Below are 16,662 nucleotides of genomic sequence, written 5' to 3' on the forward strand. Positions count from 1 at the left end.
GCTCGTTGAAAGGGCAGGATAGGGAGATATGCCGACCCGATCGTCGGTTTCGCGGGTGTGTACGATCACGCCGGATCGTAGAGGCCGGCGAACTCCCGTTCGGCATAGTAGCGGATCTTGCCGACGACGAGCGGATGCTGGCCCTGCCGCAGCAGGAGGAGATCGTCGGGATTCATCCGCATGATTTCATCCGGCGTCGCCAACCGGCGCGCGGCGACGTGGCCGCTAGAGCTTTCCGATCGGGTGTCGTTGCTGAAGATGCTCGCCGGGCCGGACGTGCCGAACGTCTCATATTCGATGGTGGTGTCGCCGATCGTGCGCGACAGCATGTCGGCAGTGGCAAGATCGTTGACCCCAAACGTCTGGATCACGCCGGCGTTGGACATGAAGGTGCCGGCGCGTTCGCCATAGGTCGCCTTGAGCTGGTGCATGTCCTGGAGGATCGGCCAGAGCTGCATCCCGTAACCGGCCATCAGCCCCATCGCGCGTTCCACCGGATCGAGGCGGCCGAGCGCGGCGAACTCGTCGAGGAGGAACAGGACGGGGCGTTCCGGCCGGGCAGGGGAGCGCGCCATGTCGGTGACGGCCTGGCTGACCAGCAGCCGCAGCCAGCGGGCATAGGTGTCGAGCCGGTCGGGCGGCAGGCACAGGAATACCGTGCCCGATCGCTCCTTCAGGTCCGCGAACCGGAAATCGGACGCTGACGTGCTGTCCACGATGCGCGGGCTGTCGAGGAAGTGGGTGTGGCGCTGGGCGGAGGACAACACGCCCGCGGCCTCGCGATCGGACTTGCCGAGGTGGCGGTTGGCGGCGCGCGCGATCAGGCCGTGCGCGCCGGTGCTGGCCTGCATGTCGGCAAGCAGCGCGGCGAAGCCGGCGGGATCGCGGGTGAGCTTGTCGCGCACGGTCGCCAGCGTGGCGCGGGACAGGGGTTCGTGGACGACGGTGTGCAGGATGATACCGGCGATGAGCGCCCTGGCTTCCTCGTTCCAGTGCGCCTCACCCGATTGCCCCGGCGCGTCGTGGACCAGCGCGTCGGCGATCGTCTGCGCATCTTCCGCGAGGTCCGGGCTGGTCGCATCGAGCCACGCCAGCGGGTTGTAACGGGCCGCGGGGCGCCCGGAGACGCCGAAGGGGTCCAGGCACCGCACATCGCCCTTGGTGGCCCGCGTGCGGGCCGTAACGCGGGCATTCTCACCCTTGGGGTCGATGCATATGACCGAGCGGTCGAGCAGCAGCAGGTTGGGGATGATCGTGCCGACGCCCTTGCCCGAGCGGGTGGGTGCCATCGTCAGCAGATGGGCCACGCCATCGTAGCGCAGCAGCTTGTTGTTCCGACCCGACCGGCCGATGATGAGGTCGCCCGATCCTTCCAGCTTCGCCAGGTCGCGCCGGTCGCCGAAGCGGGCCGATCCCATCAGGGTGTTGCGATTGCCCCTGCGGCGGTTGAACTTCCAGATGCCGAACAGGGTGAGGCCGGTGAGCAGGAACGGCACATCGGTCGCGATTTCGCCGACGCCGAAGATGCCCTTGAGCCAGGCGTTGCTCGCCATCAGCACGATGAAGCCGATCAGCAGCGTCCATAGCGGTCTGATCCGTAGCGGCATCAGCAGCTCGCACCCGCCGGTGTGATCGCCAGCGCCGGATCGGCATCAGGATGACCGAGCAGCCTGAGCAGGATCGCGGTGGCGAGGGGAGGGGGCACCCGTTCCTCGCGCAGCATATCGAACAACGCGTCATCCTCGGGTGTCAGCGCCATGCCCTCGATCGCGAGGTTGGCGCGGGCGTCCTCGTCGTCCTCGCGCCACATGACGGCTTCCGCCGGGGTGCCTCGCACATAGTCGAGCGCACGGACCTCGCGCCGGATCGCTTCGATGTTCAACCCACTCATTCGCCCTTCTCCGCTTCCGCGTCGAACGCCCGCTTGCCGCGACGCTTCCACAGCCCCAGCATGTCGCCGGCAGCGTCGTCCCTCGCACGTCCGACCAGCTCCAGCAGCGCGCCGTAGATGGTCGCGCGATCGTCATCGGCGAGGTCGACCAGCCCGGCTTTCTGGACGAGGCCGCCCAGCTCGATCAGGTGACGGGTGCGCTCGCGACGTTGCACGACCCAGCCCCGCGTATCAGTCCGACGCCGTGCCGCTTCCAAGCGCAGGATCAGCGCCCGGTTGCGGCGTTCCGCTATCGCCGTCGCTGCCAGCCTTTCGTGAACCTTTGCGCCCGCGCCGCTGAAAGAAGGCGGCACCCTTCGCGCGCCACGCCTCCTTCGTATCTACATCCTTTGACGCGACGGCATCGAGCAATGCGCCGGCTAGCGTTTCGAGGTCGAGCGCGTCGGCCCCGGTGGAGGTGACGAGCGTCCCGAGCTGTTCGACGCGCCGCGCCTTCAGCCCACGCGCCTTGTCCTCCAGCGCCTTCAGTTCCGCATCGTAATCCCGCACCTTGCGCATGGTGCCTCCATCTTCCGCGTCTCACCTGCATCAGTTTAGCAAACCGACAGGGGAGGGCAACCGCGATCAATAAGTGCAACCAAGTCAATCAAGAAATGCGAAGCAGATCATGAGTGCGCGCTTATACGTCGTTGCCGACGTGCGCTCAGAAGTGCATCATGGCTGTCGCGATGGCGATCTACCATTTCAGCGCCAAGGTCATCAGCCGCGCGAACGGCTCCAGCGCGGTCGCGTCCGCTGCATATCGCTCCGCATCCGAGCTGCACGACGAGCGGCTGGGGCGTGACCACGACTTCTCGAACAAGGCCGGCGTCATCCACTCCGAGGTGATGTTGCCGCAAGGCGCACCGGAGCGTTTAAACGATCGTACCGTGCTGTGGAACGAGGTCGAGGCAGGAGAGAAGCGCAAGGACGCGCAGCTTGCCCGTGAGGTGGAGTTCTCGATTCCGCGTGAGATGAACGAGAAGCAGGGTGTCGCGCTGGCTCGCGATTTCGTTGCCGAGCAGTTCGTGAAGCGCGGGATGGTCGCGGACCTCAACGTGCATTGGGACAAAGCGAACGACGGTAGCCCGAAGCCGCACGCGCACGTCATGCTGTCGATGCGCGACGTGGGGCCGGAGGGTTTCGGGCAGAAGAACCGCGACTGGAACAGCGGGGAGTTGTTGCAGGGGTGGCGGGAGGCGTGGGCCGCCCATGTCAACGAGCGCATGGCCGAGCTGGGGCTTGAGGGTCGGATCGATCATCGCAGCCATGCCGATCGGGGCATCGAGCTGGAGCCGCAGCACAAGATCGGCCCGGCGGGAATGCGCCGGCTGGAGCGCGGTGAGGATGCCGAGCGTGCTGACGATCACCGGCGGATCGCGCGCGAGAACGGCGAGAAGATCGCGGCCGACCCACGCATCGCGCTGGACGGCATCACCCGGCAGCAATCGACCTTCACCAATCGCGACCTTGCCGCGTTCGCGTTCCGCCATTCGGACGGCAAGGAGCAGTTCGACCGGGTGATGGCGGCGGTGCACGCCAGCCCCGAGCTGGTGGCGCTGGGGAAGGACGGACGGGACCAGGAGCGGTTCACCTCCCGCGACATGATCGCGACCGAGGCGCGGCTGGAGAAGGCCGGCGACGAGCTGGCGCGCCGCGGCGATCATGGCGTGTCCGACCGGCAGCGTGCCGGCGCGCTGGAGGCTGCCGAAGGGCGGGGGCTGGTATTGTCCGACGAGCAGCGCGACGCCTTCGACCATATCACCGGACGCGACGGGCTGACGTCGGTCGTCGGCTATGCCGGCACCGGCAAGTCGGCGATGCTGGGCGTCGCGCGCGAGGCATGGGAGCGTGAGGGCTACCAGGTGCGCGGGGCGGCGCTATCCGGGATCGCGGCCGAGAACCTTGAGGGCGGATCGGGGATCGCGTCGCGTACCATCGCCAGCCTTGAGCATGGTTGGGCGCAGGGTCGCGACCAGCTCGGGCCGAAGGACGTGCTGGTGGTGGACGAGGCCGGCATGATCGGCACCCGCCAGATGGAACGGGTATTGTCCCGTGCCCGTGACGCCGGGGCCAAGGTGGTGCTGGTGGGCGATCCCGAGCAGTTGCAGGCGATCGAAGCGGGCGCGGCGTTCCGGTCGATCACCGAGCGGCACGGTGCAGCCGAGATCACCGAGATACGCCGGCAGCGCGAGGACTGGCAGAAGGAGGCGACGCGGGCCTTCGCTACCGGCCGGACGGCCGAAGCACTGGACGCCTATGCCGCGCGCGGCATGGTCCATGCGGCCGACACGCGCGAGGCGGCCCGGGCCGGGCTGGTGGACCGCTGGGATCGGGATCGTCAGGCCGAGCCGGACAAGACCCGTATCATGTTCACCCACACCAACGCCGAGGTGCGCGAACTCAACCAGGAGGCGCGCGAGCGGGTGCGGGCGAGCGGCGACCTGGGCGAGGACCGGACCGTCGCGGCCGATCGGGGCGAGCGCGACTTCGCGGCCGGGGACCGGATCATGTTCCTGCGCAACGAGCGATCGTTGGGCGTGAAGAACGGCACGCTAGGCACACTTGAGCGGATCGAGGACGGCCGGATGGGCGTCCGGTTGGACGGCGGGCGCAGCGTCGCCTTCGACCTGAAGGATTATGCCGCGATCGATCACGGCTATGCAGCGACGTTCGGCAAGTCGCAGGGCGTGTCCGTCGATCGCGGGCACGTGCTGGCGACGCCGAGCATGGACCGGCACAGCAGCTATGTCGGGATGACACGGCATCGCGATAGCGTGCACCTCCACTACGGCCGTGACGACTTCGCCGACCAAGGCCGGCTCGCGCGTGTGCTGTCGCGCGACCGGTCGAAGGACATGGCAGGCGACTATGCGCCGGAACGCACCGAGCAGGACCATGCCCGCGCCTTCGCCGATCGGCGCGAGATCCGGTTTCCGGAACTCGCGCGCCAGATGGCCGAGAAGATTCGCGACAAGGCGCGCGGCATGTTCGACGGATACGGGACGAAGCCCGGCAGGGAGCAAGGGGGGCTGATTAACACCGATGCCATGTCCGCCCCCGGCGACCGAAGCCGTGAAAGGGGTGCGATTAACACCGGTGGCAGATCGATTCTGGGCAATCGGAACCCCGAAAGGGGTGCGATTAACACCGCCGCTTTGTCCTCGCGTGAGATGCAGCCCGAAGGGCAACAGCGTCCGACCCGTGAGGAAGTTGAAAAAACTTGGATAGCTGAACACGGCAGGGAACTGGCCGGTGTGCAGTCACGCGCGCAGCGAGCGCAGGTGCGAGCCAGCGGTATGTACCGACGCCATGAAAAGGTCAGGGATGACCACGCCCGCAAACAGCCGCTGCCGCCTAGCGGGTTGTTGGCAGCGCTACGCCGGCCGTCCCACGAAGCGGCGCAGGCGCGTTGGGAGAAGACCGCGCGCGGGTTGCAGCAGCGCTCCACGCAGCTTGCCAAGCGGCTGGGCAAGCTCAAGGAATATCTTGGTCCCGTCACTGGGCAGCGGCGTCACCGAGGTGACGAGCTGGCGCGGGCCAGGGTCGAGCGCGCGCATCCTCACCTGAACAAGCTTTATGAAGCGGTGATGCGCGAGCGGCGCATCGAGCGTGTCCGGCAGCAGGAGCAGGAACGCGAGCGGATCAGACAGCGGGACAAGGATCGTAGCGACCATGATCGGGGCCGCGGGCGATAGCGCAGCCGTTCGTTTCAGCCATGACCGTTGTGACGGCTGCCAGCTCCAAGCCGGCCGTCTGGCTGAATCAATCAGGTGTGAGAATCTGCGCAGCGATCGGCCGGGTGAGGTCCAAACCGTCCGTGAGCATCAGTCGGCCGCGAAGCGCACCAGCACCTCGAACCACCACTGATCGACCCGTTACGGGATTTCGGACGGTGGTCCATGTCGTTGGCGGCTTCATTGACAGTAGCCTTCCTGAACGATGGTTTGAGCCCACCAAGGTAGCAGCTTGGTGGGCTCTGGTCGTGATCGGCTTTCGCCTGTCCCAAACGATACAAGGGTTGGACTGTTGCGCAATGGACGCGAAGCGATGTGCAGCGTGCTTCCCAGGTTTTCAAAAGCACGAATCATGGCGATCGCTCTAGGGCTCAAACCCAATCAGCAACTTGAGGAGCGAGGGTTTTCCTGATTCACTGTCGTTTGGATCAGGAGGATTGAGGCATGGCGCTGTTCTGGTTGTCGGATGAAGCGTGGACAGCGATCGAGCCGCATCTGCCCAAGAACCAACCTGGCGCGCGGCGGGTGGACGACCGGCGGGTGATCTCCGGGATCATGCATGTGCTGAAGGTTGGCTGTCGCTGGTGCGACTGCCCGGCCGATTACGGCCCATCCACGACGATCTACAACCGGTTCAACCGCTGGTCGCGCCGGGGCTTCTGGCTCAAGCTGCTCGACGCGCTGGTGGATGCTGGAGTGGTGACGAAGAGTACTGCGATCGACAGCACCTACATCAAGGCACAACGCGCGGCCTTCGGCGGAAAAGGGGGCGCCAGATCCAGGCGATCGGTCGTTCGCGCGGCGGATGGACGACCAAAATCCACGCGCTCACCGACGTTATCGGCCGCCCCTATGCGCTGATGCTGACGGCTGGCAACGTCAGTGACGTGAAGGCGGCGCCTGCACTCCTCGAACGAGCCGGTCGCATGCGCTACCTCCTTGCTGACAAGGGCTATGACGCCGACCGGCTGCGCCGCTCGCTCCGCGATGCTGGAGCCGTTCCCGTCATTCCCGGACGGCGAAACCGCAAACGCATAATCCGTCACGACAAAGACAGGTATCGCGGCCGCCACCTGATCGAGAACGCCTTCTGCCGCCTCAAGGACTTTCGCCGTGTCGCCACCCGCTATGACAAACTCGCCGCCAACTTCCTCTCAGGCGTCGCCATCGCAACTGCGCTCGCATTCTGGCTCTGATTGAGTCTCAGCCCTAGGTGGACGCACCTTGCCGCCTATGCCGTTCCCGCAATGCGTTCGTGCTTTTGAAAACCGAGACCGGATCAGAAACGGTCGTCGAAAGCACGAAGATCGGCAGGTCAACGCTCCCGATGCCCGGCGATTTCAACCTGAAATCCTCAAACTTCGTGCTTTCGACGACCATCGGTGTGCCACGTGGCACATTCGTCCCTTTGACGAGCCTTGCCCGAACAGCGGGCACCCCCTACCAAGAGGGGACATGCGGCATCCAACGGATTGTCCGTTTCCCGATCAGGGAACTAGCACCGGGGCCGCCTTACAAGGCGGCCCTCGGTTTTTCGTCGACACGCTGTTGCTTCAAAAGTCGCAGGAGATGCGCTAGGTTGTGAGCAACATGGCCGTCCCCGCTGTTGCCTTCGGCACCAAGGGGCGGCCTTCTTACACTCAGAACAGGCAGAGAGCTGTGCCACGTGGCACAGCTTCGACGTGGTAGACCTCCGCGAAGATGGCAGCGGCTAGGCTATCCACCCCTTTCTATAAGGGCAGGGGGTCCGTGCCGCGTATTCCCTCTTGGGCGGGGGCTCACGCGGAGACCACCGATGCACGATCATATGAGCGCCGAGATGCAGGCTTGCATGGACGCCTGCCACCACTGCCATGTCACCTGCCTGTCGATGACCACCCAGCACTGCCTCCAGGTGGGCGGCGCGCACGCTGCGCCCGACCACATCAAGATCATGCTCGATTGCGCGCAGATTTGCGCCACCTCACTCGATTTCATGGCGCGCGGGTCCGACCAGCATAAGCTCGTTTGCGGCATCTGCGCCCAGGTCTGCCGAGCTTGCGCGGAGAGCTGCCGGGGTCTCGACGGCATGGAAGATTGTGTCGCCGCATGCGAGCGCTGTGCTGATGCATGCGAGAAGATGGCCGCCTGATCGGCGACGGGCGGGCGGCGATCGGCCGCCCGCTCCTCACATCGCCGTTGCGGGGGGCTCGAGCATTCCCAGCCAAGCAACCAGCGCCAGGATCGTGACGGCACAGCTCGCCTCGATCGCGAGGCTGCGCCGCAGCGCACCGAGCGCAGCCCGTTCATCGCCAACGGCAACCGAGCGCTCGAACGCCGGCGTCAGTCGGAAGCGATTGAGGATGGCCAGCCCTAGCATCGCGCCGAACAGCGCCAGCTTGGCGAGGAGGAGCTGGCCGTAGAGGGTGGTGGGAAGTCTCGGCAGATTGCCGGCACCGACCAGCAGCCAGCCATTCACCAGCCCCGTTACAACAATCGTGCCGACAACGATCGTGCCGACCAGACCGAAGCCGTGCAGCGCCCGGTGGGTCAGTCTGAGATGCGCGACGTCGACGCGAACTGCCGGCCGCACCACGAGCAGCGTCAATCCGAGCAGTGCACCGACCCAGGCTCCGGCCGCCAACAGGTGCAGAATATCGGCTAACAGATGGACCCAGCCCGTCACACCGTCGTCCATCGCGCCATGGCCCGTCCAGGCGAGCGTAGCGAGCGCAATGCCTGCCGCGAGCGCGACCAGGCCGAGCGGCGCGGTACGTCCTGCCGCGATCAGCGCCGCGATCACGGCCACAATCAGTGCGACCATGCGCGCTTCCCACGCCGTGCCCGTCACGGACCCGGTAAGCAGCATTTCGATCGCTTCCCGATCGATCGGCCATGCCGGCGTGCCGGCCATCGCCGCTGCGAGGAGGACGATCGCGATGCCGGAAAACAGAAGGCCGAGCAGCCCGGTCCCCACCAGCCAGGGGCGCAAGGCGAGTGCGTCTGCGCGCTCTCCGGCCTTGAGCCCGTAGAGGCTGAACGCCGACAGGCCGAACAGTCCGCTCAACGTCGCATAAAGCGCGAAGCGGACCCCGATCAGCGGCCAGTCGGCGTCCACCTCACTTCACCGCGAAGGCGAAGTTGCCGGACACCCGATGCGTGTCGGCCGAGACGACGTGCCATGCGACACTATAGCGGCCAGCACCGAGCGGCGACTTGGGCACCACGACCAGCGTTCGACCGTCGGGTGCAACCTGGGTGGTGGCTGCAACCTTCATCGGCGGGTGCGTGGCGCCGCCATGCCCCGTCATCATCAGGTCCGCGCCAGAGAATTTCGGCATCAGCTTCTCGCTGAACTGCAAAGCGACACGCGCGGGCTTGGCAACGGTCGCGTTGGGCGCGGGGGAGGCCACAACGAGCTTCGGGTGAGCCTGCGCCGCACTGGCGAGGCTCAGGAGAGCGAGGGCGGCAGGAAGGGCGAGACTACGCATGGGTTACTCCGACGAGGTTCGTGCACCCTTCTACGCGGCGCGCTGCCCGACCCCTCACCAGCGGTTGAGGGATGATGGGCAGCGATGCGTATCCGATGATAGAGGGGCGGAGTGGAAAGCATGGACGATCTAGACAGAGCATTGGCGCGACTAGCGGGCGCACCCGCCCCGGCCGCGTTGGAGGGTATCGAGGACCAGATTCTCGCGCGGATCGGCAGCCGCCCCGCCGTGCGTGGAGCCGGGCTCGGGTTCGGTGTGATAGCCGCCGCGGCGCTCGGTATCGGGATCGTCGGTGCCGAGCTGCCCGCGACGGCTAGCCCTGCTGTCTCGCTCGCGCCGCTCGGCGGAGCCTCCCCCCTTGCCCCTTCCGCGTTACTGATCGGCGAGCCATGACCTCGACCAAGCGGGTTGTCCTGTGCGCCTTGCTCGCCTTCCTGGCAGCGATCGGCGGTGTCTTTATCGGGCGCGCGCTGCTGCCGCAGCCCAAGCAGCCCGGTGCGGCGCTCCACGAGGTGCTGCACCACAAGCTCGCGCTCGATGGCGACCAGCAGGCCCGATTGAAGGTGCTCGAAGACCGGTTCGCGGTGCAACGCCGCGCCCTCGAGCTGGAGATGCGTGCCGCCAATGCCCGCCTTGCCGAGGCGATCGAGGCCGAGCATGGCAATGGTCCGCGGGTGGCCGCTGCGGTCGACCAGAGCCATGCCGCGATGGGCGAGCTGCAGAAGGCGACGCTGGCGCACATCTTCGCCATGCGTCAGCTCCTCCGGCCCCATCAGACCTCTCAATTCGATGACGCGGTGGTGAAGGCGCTCACCGACGGCCAGGGGTGAGCCTCGACTGGACCGCGTTGTCGGATGGCGAACTGGCGACGCTCAGCATCGCCGGCCGACAAGCCGCTTTCGCTGAGATCGTGCGACGCTATCGGCAGCCGATGTTCCGGCTTTCGCGCGCCTTCCTCGGCGATGCCGACGACGCGCTGGACGTGACCCAGGAAGCGTTCGTGGCCGCACATCAGGCATTGTCGCGCTACGATCCCAACCGGTCGATGCAGGCGTGGCTCACGACCATCGCCGTCAACAAATGCCGCGATTGGGCGCGCAAGCGTGCCGTGCGCCGGTTTCTGTCGTTCGCGCTGCCGAACGACGAACAGGTCCAGAGCATCGTCGACGAACAGGTGCCGATCGACGACGCAGCCGGCGATCGGCAGGAACTCGATCGTGTGACACGCGCCATCTCGACCTTGCCCGCGAACCTGAAGGAGCCTTTGGTACTTCGGACGATCGAAGGGCTGAGCCAGGCCGAGACGGCCGAGGTGCTGGGGATCAGTCAGAAGGCGGTCGAAACCCGCCTGTATCGCGCGCGGGCTCGGTTGCTTGAAAAACTAGGAAACCGCTGAGGGCTGGACGGATCGGCCGCGTAGAAGAAGCGACGGCCCTTTCCACGGCCCCATTCTTAGGAGCTTGCATGTCGCGCGTTCTCGACCGCCGCCAGGTGCTGCGCGGTGCCAGTCTGGCAGGAGGCGGCCTCGCCTTGTCGGCCTATATGCCGGCATGGGCACAGCCCGTCTCCGCCGGCATCGCCAAGCCGTTGCCCACGGTGTCGGGCGAGGACATCACGCTCAAGGTCGCGCATCAGATGATGATGATCGACGGGCGGCAGAGCCACGCGATTGGCATCAACGGCACCGTGCCCGCTCCGCTCATCCGCCTGCGTGAGGGACAGAACGTCCGGCTCCACGTCGTCAACGAGCTCGACGAGGAAACCTCGATCCACTGGCACGGGCTGCTGCTCCCCTTCCAGATGGACGGGGTGCCCGGGATCGCCTTCCCCGGCATTCCGGCGCGGTCGACCTTCACCTACGAGTTCCCGATCATCCAGAGCGGGACGTACTGGTATCACAGCCATTCCGGGCTTCAGGAGCAGGAGGGGCATTACGGCCCGATCCTGATCGATCCGAAGAACCCCGACCCCGTGCAGTTCGATCGCGAGCATGTGATCGTGCTGTCCGACCACAGCTTTCACCACCCGCACTACCTCTTCGATCGGCTGAAGAAGGAGTCGGGCTACTTCAATCGCCAGCGCCAGACCCTGGCCGGGCTTCTCGCCGGCAAGGATCAGCCGCTCAAAGAGCGGTTGGAGTGGGGCAAGATGCGGATGGACCCCGCCGACGTCGCTGACGTCACGGGGTCGGTCTACACTTACCTGGTCAACGGCTACGGCCCCAAGGACAATTGGACCGCGCTATTTCGGCCCGGCGAGCGGGTACGGCTGCGCTTCATCAACGCCTCGTCGATGACCACCTTCAACGTCCGCATTCCGGGCCTGCCGATGACGATCGTCGCCGCCGATGGCTTGAACGTGCGCCCGGTTGAGATCGACGAGTTCCAGTTCGGCCCGGCCGAGACCTACGACGCGATCGTCACCCCGCCCGACCTGCGCGCCTATACGCTGGTCGGTGAGAGCGTCGATCGCTCCGGCATGGCCCGCGCGACGCTCGCCCCGCGTGAGGGCATGGCGGCCGAGGTGCCCCCGCTCCGCAAGCGCCCGCTCGCGACCATGAAGGACATGGGCATGGGCGGCATGGATCATGGCACGATGGACCACGGCGCCATGAATCATGGTGCCGTGGGTGGCGCCGCGGGATCGATGTCCGGCATGGACCATGCTGCGATGGGGCATGGCGCAGGTACCGGCGCGATGCCGGGTATGGATCATGCGCAGATGAACCACGGCGCGGCCGGCGCCGCAGCGGGCGGCATGGCGGGCATGGACCACGGCCAGGCTCAGGGCGGCGCCATGGCCGGAATGGATCACGGCTCCGGCACGATGCCCGCCATGGCAGGCGATCAGTCGATGGCCGGCATGGACATGGGAGGCATGGACATGGGCAACATGAACATGCGCGACTTCTCGAAGGCACCGGAGGTGAAGAAGGGACCGGGCGTGCAGACCATCTCGCCGATGCCGGTCGATCGGACCGGCGATCCCGGACAGGGGCTGGAGAACGTCGGGCATCGCGTTCTCACCTATCGCGACCTCATGGCGCTCGACCGCAACCCGGACACACGCGCACCGGAGCGGGAGATCAAGCTTCACCTCACCGGCAACATGGAGCGCTACATGTGGGGCTTCGACGGCGAGAAGCTGTCGGAGAACCCCGACCCAATCACGCTGCTTCACGGCGAGCGAGTACGGGTGACGCTCATCAACGACACAATGATGGGGCATCCGATCCACATCCACGGCCACTTCTTTGACCTAGTGACCGGCAAGGGCGCCTACGCGCCCCGTAAGCATACGGTGCTGGTGCAGCCAGGAGGAACGGTAAGCTGGGACGTGACCGGCGAGGAAGGCGACTGGGCCTTCCACTGCCACATGCTCTACCACATGCACGCAGGCATGATGCGTGTCGTCCAGGTCCGCAAGGCCGGGGAGGCCGCGGCGTGATCCGGGCGCTCCTCCTCGCCGGTATGGCGCCGCTCGCCCTTGCGACACCCGCATTGGCGCAGACCATGGACCATTCCATGCACAATATGCCGGGCATGACGATGCCGGCAAAGCCGGCGGCCAAACCGGTAACCAAGCCGAAAGCGAAGGCTGCGGCAAAGCCCGCGACTAAGCGTAAGGCCCCTGTCCGACGCACCGCGCCGCGGCGCGCGCAACCGGCGACGACGCAGGCTCCCGACCCTCATGCCGGACATGACATGAGCGAAATGCAGGGGATGGATATGGGCGGTCAGCAGCAGGCTGCGCCCACCCAGGACCCGCACGCCGGGCACGATATGTCCGCCATGCCCGGGATGGCGGCATCGACAGGTGCCTCGCAGGACCCTCATGCCGGCCACGACATGAGCGCGATGCCGGGCATGGCGATGCCCGGCGATCAGCCCGCTGCCAAGGTCGGAACCGACCTTCCCCCCGGCAACAAGCCCGCTCCCGCCCCGGCTGGCGACCACCTCGCCGATCGCTTCTGGGGCGCCGACGCCATGGCCAGCTCGCGCGAGAACGATCTGCGCCGCGAGCATGGTGGGATGACCGTCTACCAGGTCCTCTTCAACCTCGCCGAATATCAGGCACGCAAGGGCGGCGACGGCTATCGCTGGGACGGAGAGGCCTGGATCGGGGGCGACATCAATCGCTTCACGCTGAAATCCGAGGGCGAAGGCACGTTCGGCAAGCCGCTCGAACAGGCCGAGGTGCAGGCGCTCTACAGCCGCGCGCTCGATCCCTATTGGAACCTTCAGGCCGGCGTTCGCTACGACTTCAAACCCAACCCTTCGCGCACCTACGCAACGGTAGGGATCGAGGGGCTGGCCCCCGGTTGGTTTGAGGTAGAGGGCGCATTGTTCCTCTCCGACAAGGGTGACGTGCTTGGCCGCGCGGAGGGCTATTACGACCAGCGCATCACTAACTGGTTCGTGCTCCAGCCCAGGGTGGAGGCCAATTTCTCCGCGCAGGACGTGCCCGAAACCGGCACCGGCTCCGGGCTCACGGACCTCGAGGCCGGGCTTCGGCTTCGCTACGAGGGGCGCCGCGAGTTCGCGCCCTATATCGGCGTGTCGTGGGAGCGGCAGTTCGGCGACACCGCGCGCTTCACCCGCGCACGCGGTGACAATACGGGCGGCTTCAGCTTCGTCGCGGGCGTGAGGACGTGGTTCTGAGCCCGCGGCTCCGCCTCCATGTCGGGGCAAGCAAGGTTCACCGCTGGCTTGCGCTCCTGATCGGGGCACAGGCGATCGTCTGGTTCACCAGCGGGCTCGTCATGAGCCTGCTGCCGATCGACACCGTGCATGGCGATCACCGGATCGACCGGAACGTGGAACCGGCCCTGATCGCGACCCAGGACTTCGCGCCCGTCCCTGCCCTTCTCGCATCTGCCGGAGCGCCGGTGCGTCAGCTTCAGCACCGGATGCTGCTGGGGCGGCCGATCGTCGAAGCCCAGCTCGGCGACGGCAAGGTGCGTTTGCTGGACGCCCGCACCGCGAAGCCGTTGCCCCCGGTCGACGGCGCGGCCGCAGCGCTGATCGCAAAACAGGCGTATCGCGGCGAAACTGGTTCGGCGCCCGTCGTCGAGCGGATCGATCGCCCGAGCACCGAGTACCGCGGTGCCCTCCCCGCCTGGCGGGCCTCGTTCCCCGATGACGACGGGACCCGCATCTACGTGGCGGCGGAGACTGGCCGGCTGACTTCGGTGCGAACCGGCACGTGGCGGCTCTACGACTTCTTCTGGGGCCTCCACATCATGGATTGGACCGAGCACGAACGGTTCAACACGCCATGGCTCAGCGCTTTCGCAGCGGGCGGACTCGTATTCGCCGTCGCCGGGGCGATTCTGCTCTTCATGCGCTGGCCCCGTCGACGCCGCAGAAAAGCTCAAGGGGTCCGCTAGAGAGCCGCGTATCTTCAGTGGGTGGGGCCGAACAGGAGAGCGCGAGATGGACCACGACCCCGACTCCAAACACGGCAGCGCTATGGGGATGAGCTACGGGCGCTTCGCTGCGATGATCGCGACGTCGACGGTCGTGATGTTCGGGCTCATGTACCTCAACACCTACGCGCTGAGTCATGTCGAATACAGCCAGACCAGGACATGGATGGCGATCGTCATGGGCGCCGTGATGGCGATCATCATGCTCGGCTTCATGTGGGGCATGTACCCCAACCGGAAGGCCAATCTCGGCATCGTGGCGGCCTCGATCGTGGTGTTCGCCGGCGCCTTGTGGCTTGTCCGCAGCCAGGAGACGGTCGGCGACGTCGCTTACATGAAGGCCATGATCCCGCATCACTCGATCGCGATCATGACCAGCGAGCGCGCGCACATCAAAGACCCCGAGGTGCGGAAACTCGCGGACGGGATCATCGACGCCCAAGTGCGTGAAATCACCCAGATGAAGCGCGCGATTGCACGTCTCGAAGCGCACCCCACGCCCGATAATGCGCCCGACCTTCCCTCCTATCGCGACAAGCAGGTGGCTCCTCCCACGCCGGAGACGGACGAAAGCGTCGGCGTGAACACGCTTCAGCCAATCCGGTAAATTTTGCCGCCTTGAGGGGTAGTGCAGCGGGGCGCGTATCATCTTCACGGGCGGGGGCCACGTGGAGAATCCAAATGAAGATGATCGCGACCATGACCGCCGCCCTGCTCGCCGCCTCGCCGGCTCTGGCGCAGCAAGCCGGCCACCAAGGCATGAATCATCAAGGCATGAATCACGCCGGCATGATGCAGCCGACGGCAGCCGATCCCTACGGCCCGGACATGATGAAGATGCACGATCGCATGATGGCGGCGAAGGGTGCCGACGCCGGCGAGACGTGGATTCGGCAGATGATCGAGCACCACCGCGGCGCCATCGCCATGTCGCAGACGGCGCTCCGGAGCACCCAGAACGCGGAAATTCGGCGCGAGGCACAGAAGACCATCGCCAGCCAGAACCGCGAGATCGCGACGCTGAATGCTATGCTTAGCAAGATGGGCAAGCGCGCCCAATAGCGGGCGCAAGCCTAGCCCTCCTTCCTGTAAGGGGGGCAGGCTTTTGAGGAACTGGGAATGAACCGAACTTTCTGCACCGCGATGGCAGCTCTGTTACTGGGTGTTCCGGCGACTGCGATGGCCGCGGCCGACATCGCCATGCACCGCGATCCGGGATGCCCGTGCTGCGAGAAATGGGCGCAGCAGGTAAAAGCGCAATTCGGCCGTGCCGTGCGCGTCGTCGACGATGCGAACCGACCGGCGTTCATGAAGGCACGTGGTGTGCCTCAGGACCTCGCCTCGTGTCACACTGCCATCATCGACGGTATGACCTTCGAAGGCCACGTCCCGATCGCTGACATGAAGCGCGTCCTTGCCACGCATCCGAAGGGCGTCACCGGTCTCGCGGTCGCCGGGATGCCGATGGGCTCACCGGGCATGGAAATGCCGGGCATGAAGGCCCAGGCCTACGATGTGATCGCGTTCGGGCCGAGCGGCCGCAGGGTGTTCGCCCGCCATTGAAAAGGGGAGGCGCGAACGCCTCCCCTCCCCGCTTACTTCTTCTGCATGCCCGACATGTCGTGACCGGCGTGCTCGCCGTGCTTCATGTCCTTCATGTCGGCGCAGCAATCCTTCTTCGCGCCGTCCTTGTCCTTGCAGCAATCGGCGCCATCCTTGCAGCACTCCTTCCCCGCGCAGCAGTCAGCGGCGGCAAAGGCCGTGGCGGGAACGAGAGCGAGCGCGACGGCCGCGCCGATGAACTTGATGGCCTTCATGTGTAATTGTCCTCGAATACACTGATTGATCGAAATCGGCGTCGATCAGGCAGTTCGGGGAGGTGGCGGCGCAGGGCCGCCCGAGTGACCAACAAGAGCAAGAGGCTCGCGTGTGGGCTCTGCCGCTCGCACGGCGAGCTGCGGCGCGGGGGACGTGTGAAGATCGAGGGTCGTTGCGATGCAGGCTCCTACGCAGTCCACCGGAGGTGCCTTTTTGACGGGAGTGGGCGGCGCTCGATCGCAATCAGTCATGACGGCATGCGCGCCCGCAAGCGGAGCC

The 16,662-nt window shown here is 66.1% G+C and carries 18 protein-coding genes and 1 pseudogene; 12 read left to right on the forward strand and 7 right to left on the reverse strand.

Annotated features, from left to right (window positions below; genetic code table 11):
* Positions 1-65: 65 nt before the first annotated feature.
* Genes ABC347_RS17510 through ABC347_RS17525 form a run of 4 tightly spaced genes read right to left on the reverse strand, consistent with a single transcriptional unit; the run spans position 66 to position 2,449 of the window.
* Positions 66-1,607 (reverse strand): type IV secretory system conjugative DNA transfer family protein, encoded by a 1,542-nt coding sequence (locus ABC347_RS17510; RefSeq protein ID WP_413247123.1) that lies wholly within the window; start codon positions 1,605-1,607, stop codon positions 66-68.
* Positions 1,607-1,891, reverse strand: coding sequence for a hypothetical protein (locus ABC347_RS17515; protein WP_413247124.1), 285 nt, complete (start codon positions 1,889-1,891; stop codon positions 1,607-1,609). The genes ABC347_RS17510 and ABC347_RS17515 overlap by 1 nt, the downstream gene beginning before the upstream one ends.
* The gene (locus ABC347_RS17520; protein WP_413247125.1) at positions 1,888-2,106 is read right to left on the reverse strand and encodes a conjugal transfer protein TraD; all 219 of its coding nucleotides are present in this window, start codon (positions 2,104-2,106) and stop codon (positions 1,888-1,890) included. The genes ABC347_RS17515 and ABC347_RS17520 overlap by 4 nt, the downstream gene beginning before the upstream one ends.
* Before the next feature lie 16 nt (positions 2,107-2,122).
* Entirely contained in the window at positions 2,123-2,449 is a 327-nt protein-coding gene (locus ABC347_RS17525) for a conjugal transfer protein TraD (RefSeq protein WP_413247126.1), read from the reverse strand.
* Positions 2,450-2,619: 170 nt separating this feature from the next.
* Here ABC347_RS17525 and traA point away from each other — a divergent pair, with 170 nt between their 5' ends.
* From traA to ABC347_RS17540, 3 genes and pseudogenes are all read left to right on the forward strand, one after another.
* Positions 2,620-5,628: a Ti-type conjugative transfer relaxase TraA gene (gene traA / locus ABC347_RS17530; protein WP_413247137.1), complete on the forward strand. Its 3,009-nt coding sequence runs from the start codon at positions 2,620-2,622 to the stop codon at positions 5,626-5,628.
* 483 nt (positions 5,629-6,111) lie between these two features.
* Positions 6,112-6,863 (forward strand): annotated as a pseudogene (locus tag ABC347_RS17535) (IS5 family transposase).
* A gap of 599 nt (positions 6,864-7,462) precedes the next feature.
* Positions 7,463-7,798: a four-helix bundle copper-binding protein gene (locus ABC347_RS17540; RefSeq protein ID WP_413247127.1), complete on the forward strand. Its 336-nt coding sequence runs from the start codon at positions 7,463-7,465 to the stop codon at positions 7,796-7,798.
* A gap of 36 nt (positions 7,799-7,834) precedes the next feature.
* Here the strand turns inward: ABC347_RS17540 and copD are convergent, their stop codons facing one another.
* Together copD and copC are read right to left on the reverse strand one after the other, a co-directional pair.
* Complete coding sequence (gene copD, locus ABC347_RS17545; protein ID WP_413247128.1) at positions 7,835-8,764, reverse strand: copper homeostasis membrane protein CopD; 930 nt, start codon at positions 8,762-8,764, stop codon at positions 7,835-7,837.
* A 1-nt stretch (position 8,765) separates the two neighbouring features.
* Complete coding sequence (gene copC, locus ABC347_RS17550; protein ID WP_093008123.1) at positions 8,766-9,137, reverse strand: copper homeostasis periplasmic binding protein CopC; 372 nt, start codon at positions 9,135-9,137, stop codon at positions 8,766-8,768.
* A 120-nt stretch (positions 9,138-9,257) separates the two neighbouring features.
* Here copC and ABC347_RS17555 point away from each other — a divergent pair, with 120 nt between their 5' ends.
* From ABC347_RS17555 to ABC347_RS17595, 9 genes are all read left to right on the forward strand, one after another.
* Positions 9,258-9,530, forward strand: coding sequence for a hypothetical protein (locus tag ABC347_RS17555; protein ID WP_413247129.1), 273 nt, complete (start codon positions 9,258-9,260; stop codon positions 9,528-9,530).
* Positions 9,527-9,967 carry a periplasmic heavy metal sensor gene (locus tag ABC347_RS17560; protein ID WP_413247130.1) on the forward strand — a complete coding sequence of 147 codons (441 nt, stop codon included), beginning with the start codon at positions 9,527-9,529 and terminating at the stop codon, positions 9,965-9,967. The genes ABC347_RS17555 and ABC347_RS17560 overlap by 4 nt, the downstream gene beginning before the upstream one ends.
* Complete coding sequence (locus tag ABC347_RS17565; RefSeq protein ID WP_088368457.1) at positions 9,964-10,533, forward strand: RNA polymerase sigma factor; 570 nt, start codon at positions 9,964-9,966, stop codon at positions 10,531-10,533. The genes ABC347_RS17560 and ABC347_RS17565 overlap by 4 nt, the downstream gene beginning before the upstream one ends.
* A gap of 68 nt (positions 10,534-10,601) precedes the next feature.
* Complete coding sequence (locus ABC347_RS17570) at positions 10,602-12,584, forward strand: copper resistance system multicopper oxidase (protein WP_413247131.1); 1,983 nt, start codon at positions 10,602-10,604, stop codon at positions 12,582-12,584.
* The gene (locus ABC347_RS17575; protein WP_413247138.1) at positions 12,584-13,798 is read left to right on the forward strand and encodes a copper resistance protein B; all 1,215 of its coding nucleotides are present in this window, start codon (positions 12,584-12,586) and stop codon (positions 13,796-13,798) included. The genes ABC347_RS17570 and ABC347_RS17575 overlap by 1 nt, the downstream gene beginning before the upstream one ends.
* Positions 13,789-14,526, forward strand: a complete 738-nt coding sequence (locus ABC347_RS17580; protein ID WP_413247132.1) for a PepSY domain-containing protein — start codon at positions 13,789-13,791, stop codon at positions 14,524-14,526. Before ABC347_RS17575 ends, ABC347_RS17580 begins: the two co-directional genes overlap by 10 nt.
* Before the next feature lie 46 nt (positions 14,527-14,572).
* Positions 14,573-15,172 carry a DUF305 domain-containing protein gene (locus tag ABC347_RS17585; protein ID WP_413247133.1) on the forward strand — a complete coding sequence of 200 codons (600 nt, stop codon included), beginning with the start codon at positions 14,573-14,575 and terminating at the stop codon, positions 15,170-15,172.
* A 74-nt stretch (positions 15,173-15,246) separates the two neighbouring features.
* A complete protein-coding gene (locus ABC347_RS17590) occupies positions 15,247-15,627 on the forward strand; it encodes a DUF305 domain-containing protein (protein ID WP_413247134.1) in 381 nt (126 codons plus the stop codon).
* 117 nt (positions 15,628-15,744) lie between these two features.
* On the forward strand, positions 15,745-16,128 hold the full coding sequence (locus ABC347_RS17595) for a DUF411 domain-containing protein (RefSeq protein WP_413247135.1): 384 nt from the start codon (positions 15,745-15,747) through the stop codon (positions 16,126-16,128).
* 32 nt (positions 16,129-16,160) lie between these two features.
* Here ABC347_RS17595 and ABC347_RS17600 read toward each other — a convergent pair whose 3' ends face one another.
* A complete protein-coding gene (locus ABC347_RS17600) occupies positions 16,161-16,382 on the reverse strand; it encodes a hypothetical protein (RefSeq protein ID WP_413247136.1) in 222 nt (73 codons plus the stop codon).
* Positions 16,383-16,662: the final 280 nt, after the last annotated feature.

The organism is Sphingomonas canaveralia, assembly GCF_047238125.1.
Lineage (GTDB): Bacteria > Pseudomonadota > Alphaproteobacteria > Sphingomonadales > Sphingomonadaceae > JBDFMH01.

What these genes read in the sequence shown, in the direction of transcription:
- ABC347_RS17590 (WP_413247134.1), top strand. Translation starts at nt 15,247, where the DNA reads ATGAAGATGATCGCGACCATGACCGCCGCCCTGCTCGCCGCCTCGCCG.
- ABC347_RS17585 (WP_413247133.1), top strand. Translation starts at nt 14,573, where the DNA reads ATGGACCACGACCCCGACTCCAAACACGGCAGCGCTATGGGGATGAGC.
- ABC347_RS17515 (WP_413247124.1), bottom strand. Translation starts at nt 1,891, where the DNA reads ATGAGTGGGTTGAACATCGAAGCGATCCGGCGCGAGGTCCGTGCGCTC.
- ABC347_RS17555 (WP_413247129.1), top strand. Translation starts at nt 9,258, where the DNA reads ATGGACGATCTAGACAGAGCATTGGCGCGACTAGCGGGCGCACCCGCC.
- ABC347_RS17595 (WP_413247135.1), top strand. Translation starts at nt 15,745, where the DNA reads ATGGCCGCGGCCGACATCGCCATGCACCGCGATCCGGGATGCCCGTGC.
- ABC347_RS17560 (WP_413247130.1), top strand. Translation starts at nt 9,527, where the DNA reads ATGACCTCGACCAAGCGGGTTGTCCTGTGCGCCTTGCTCGCCTTCCTG.
- ABC347_RS17540 (WP_413247127.1), top strand. Translation starts at nt 7,463, where the DNA reads ATGCACGATCATATGAGCGCCGAGATGCAGGCTTGCATGGACGCCTGC.
- ABC347_RS17525 (WP_413247126.1), bottom strand. Translation starts at nt 2,449, where the DNA reads ATGCGCAAGGTGCGGGATTACGATGCGGAACTGAAGGCGCTGGAGGAC.
- traA (WP_413247137.1), top strand. Translation starts at nt 2,620, where the DNA reads ATGGCGATCTACCATTTCAGCGCCAAGGTCATCAGCCGCGCGAACGGC.
- ABC347_RS17600 (WP_413247136.1), bottom strand. Translation starts at nt 16,382, where the DNA reads ATGAAGGCCATCAAGTTCATCGGCGCGGCCGTCGCGCTCGCTCTCGTT.
- ABC347_RS17510 (WP_413247123.1), bottom strand. Translation starts at nt 1,607, where the DNA reads ATGCCGCTACGGATCAGACCGCTATGGACGCTGCTGATCGGCTTCATC.
- ABC347_RS17570 (WP_413247131.1), top strand. Translation starts at nt 10,602, where the DNA reads ATGTCGCGCGTTCTCGACCGCCGCCAGGTGCTGCGCGGTGCCAGTCTG.
- copC (WP_093008123.1), bottom strand. Translation starts at nt 9,137, where the DNA reads ATGCGTAGTCTCGCCCTTCCTGCCGCCCTCGCTCTCCTGAGCCTCGCC.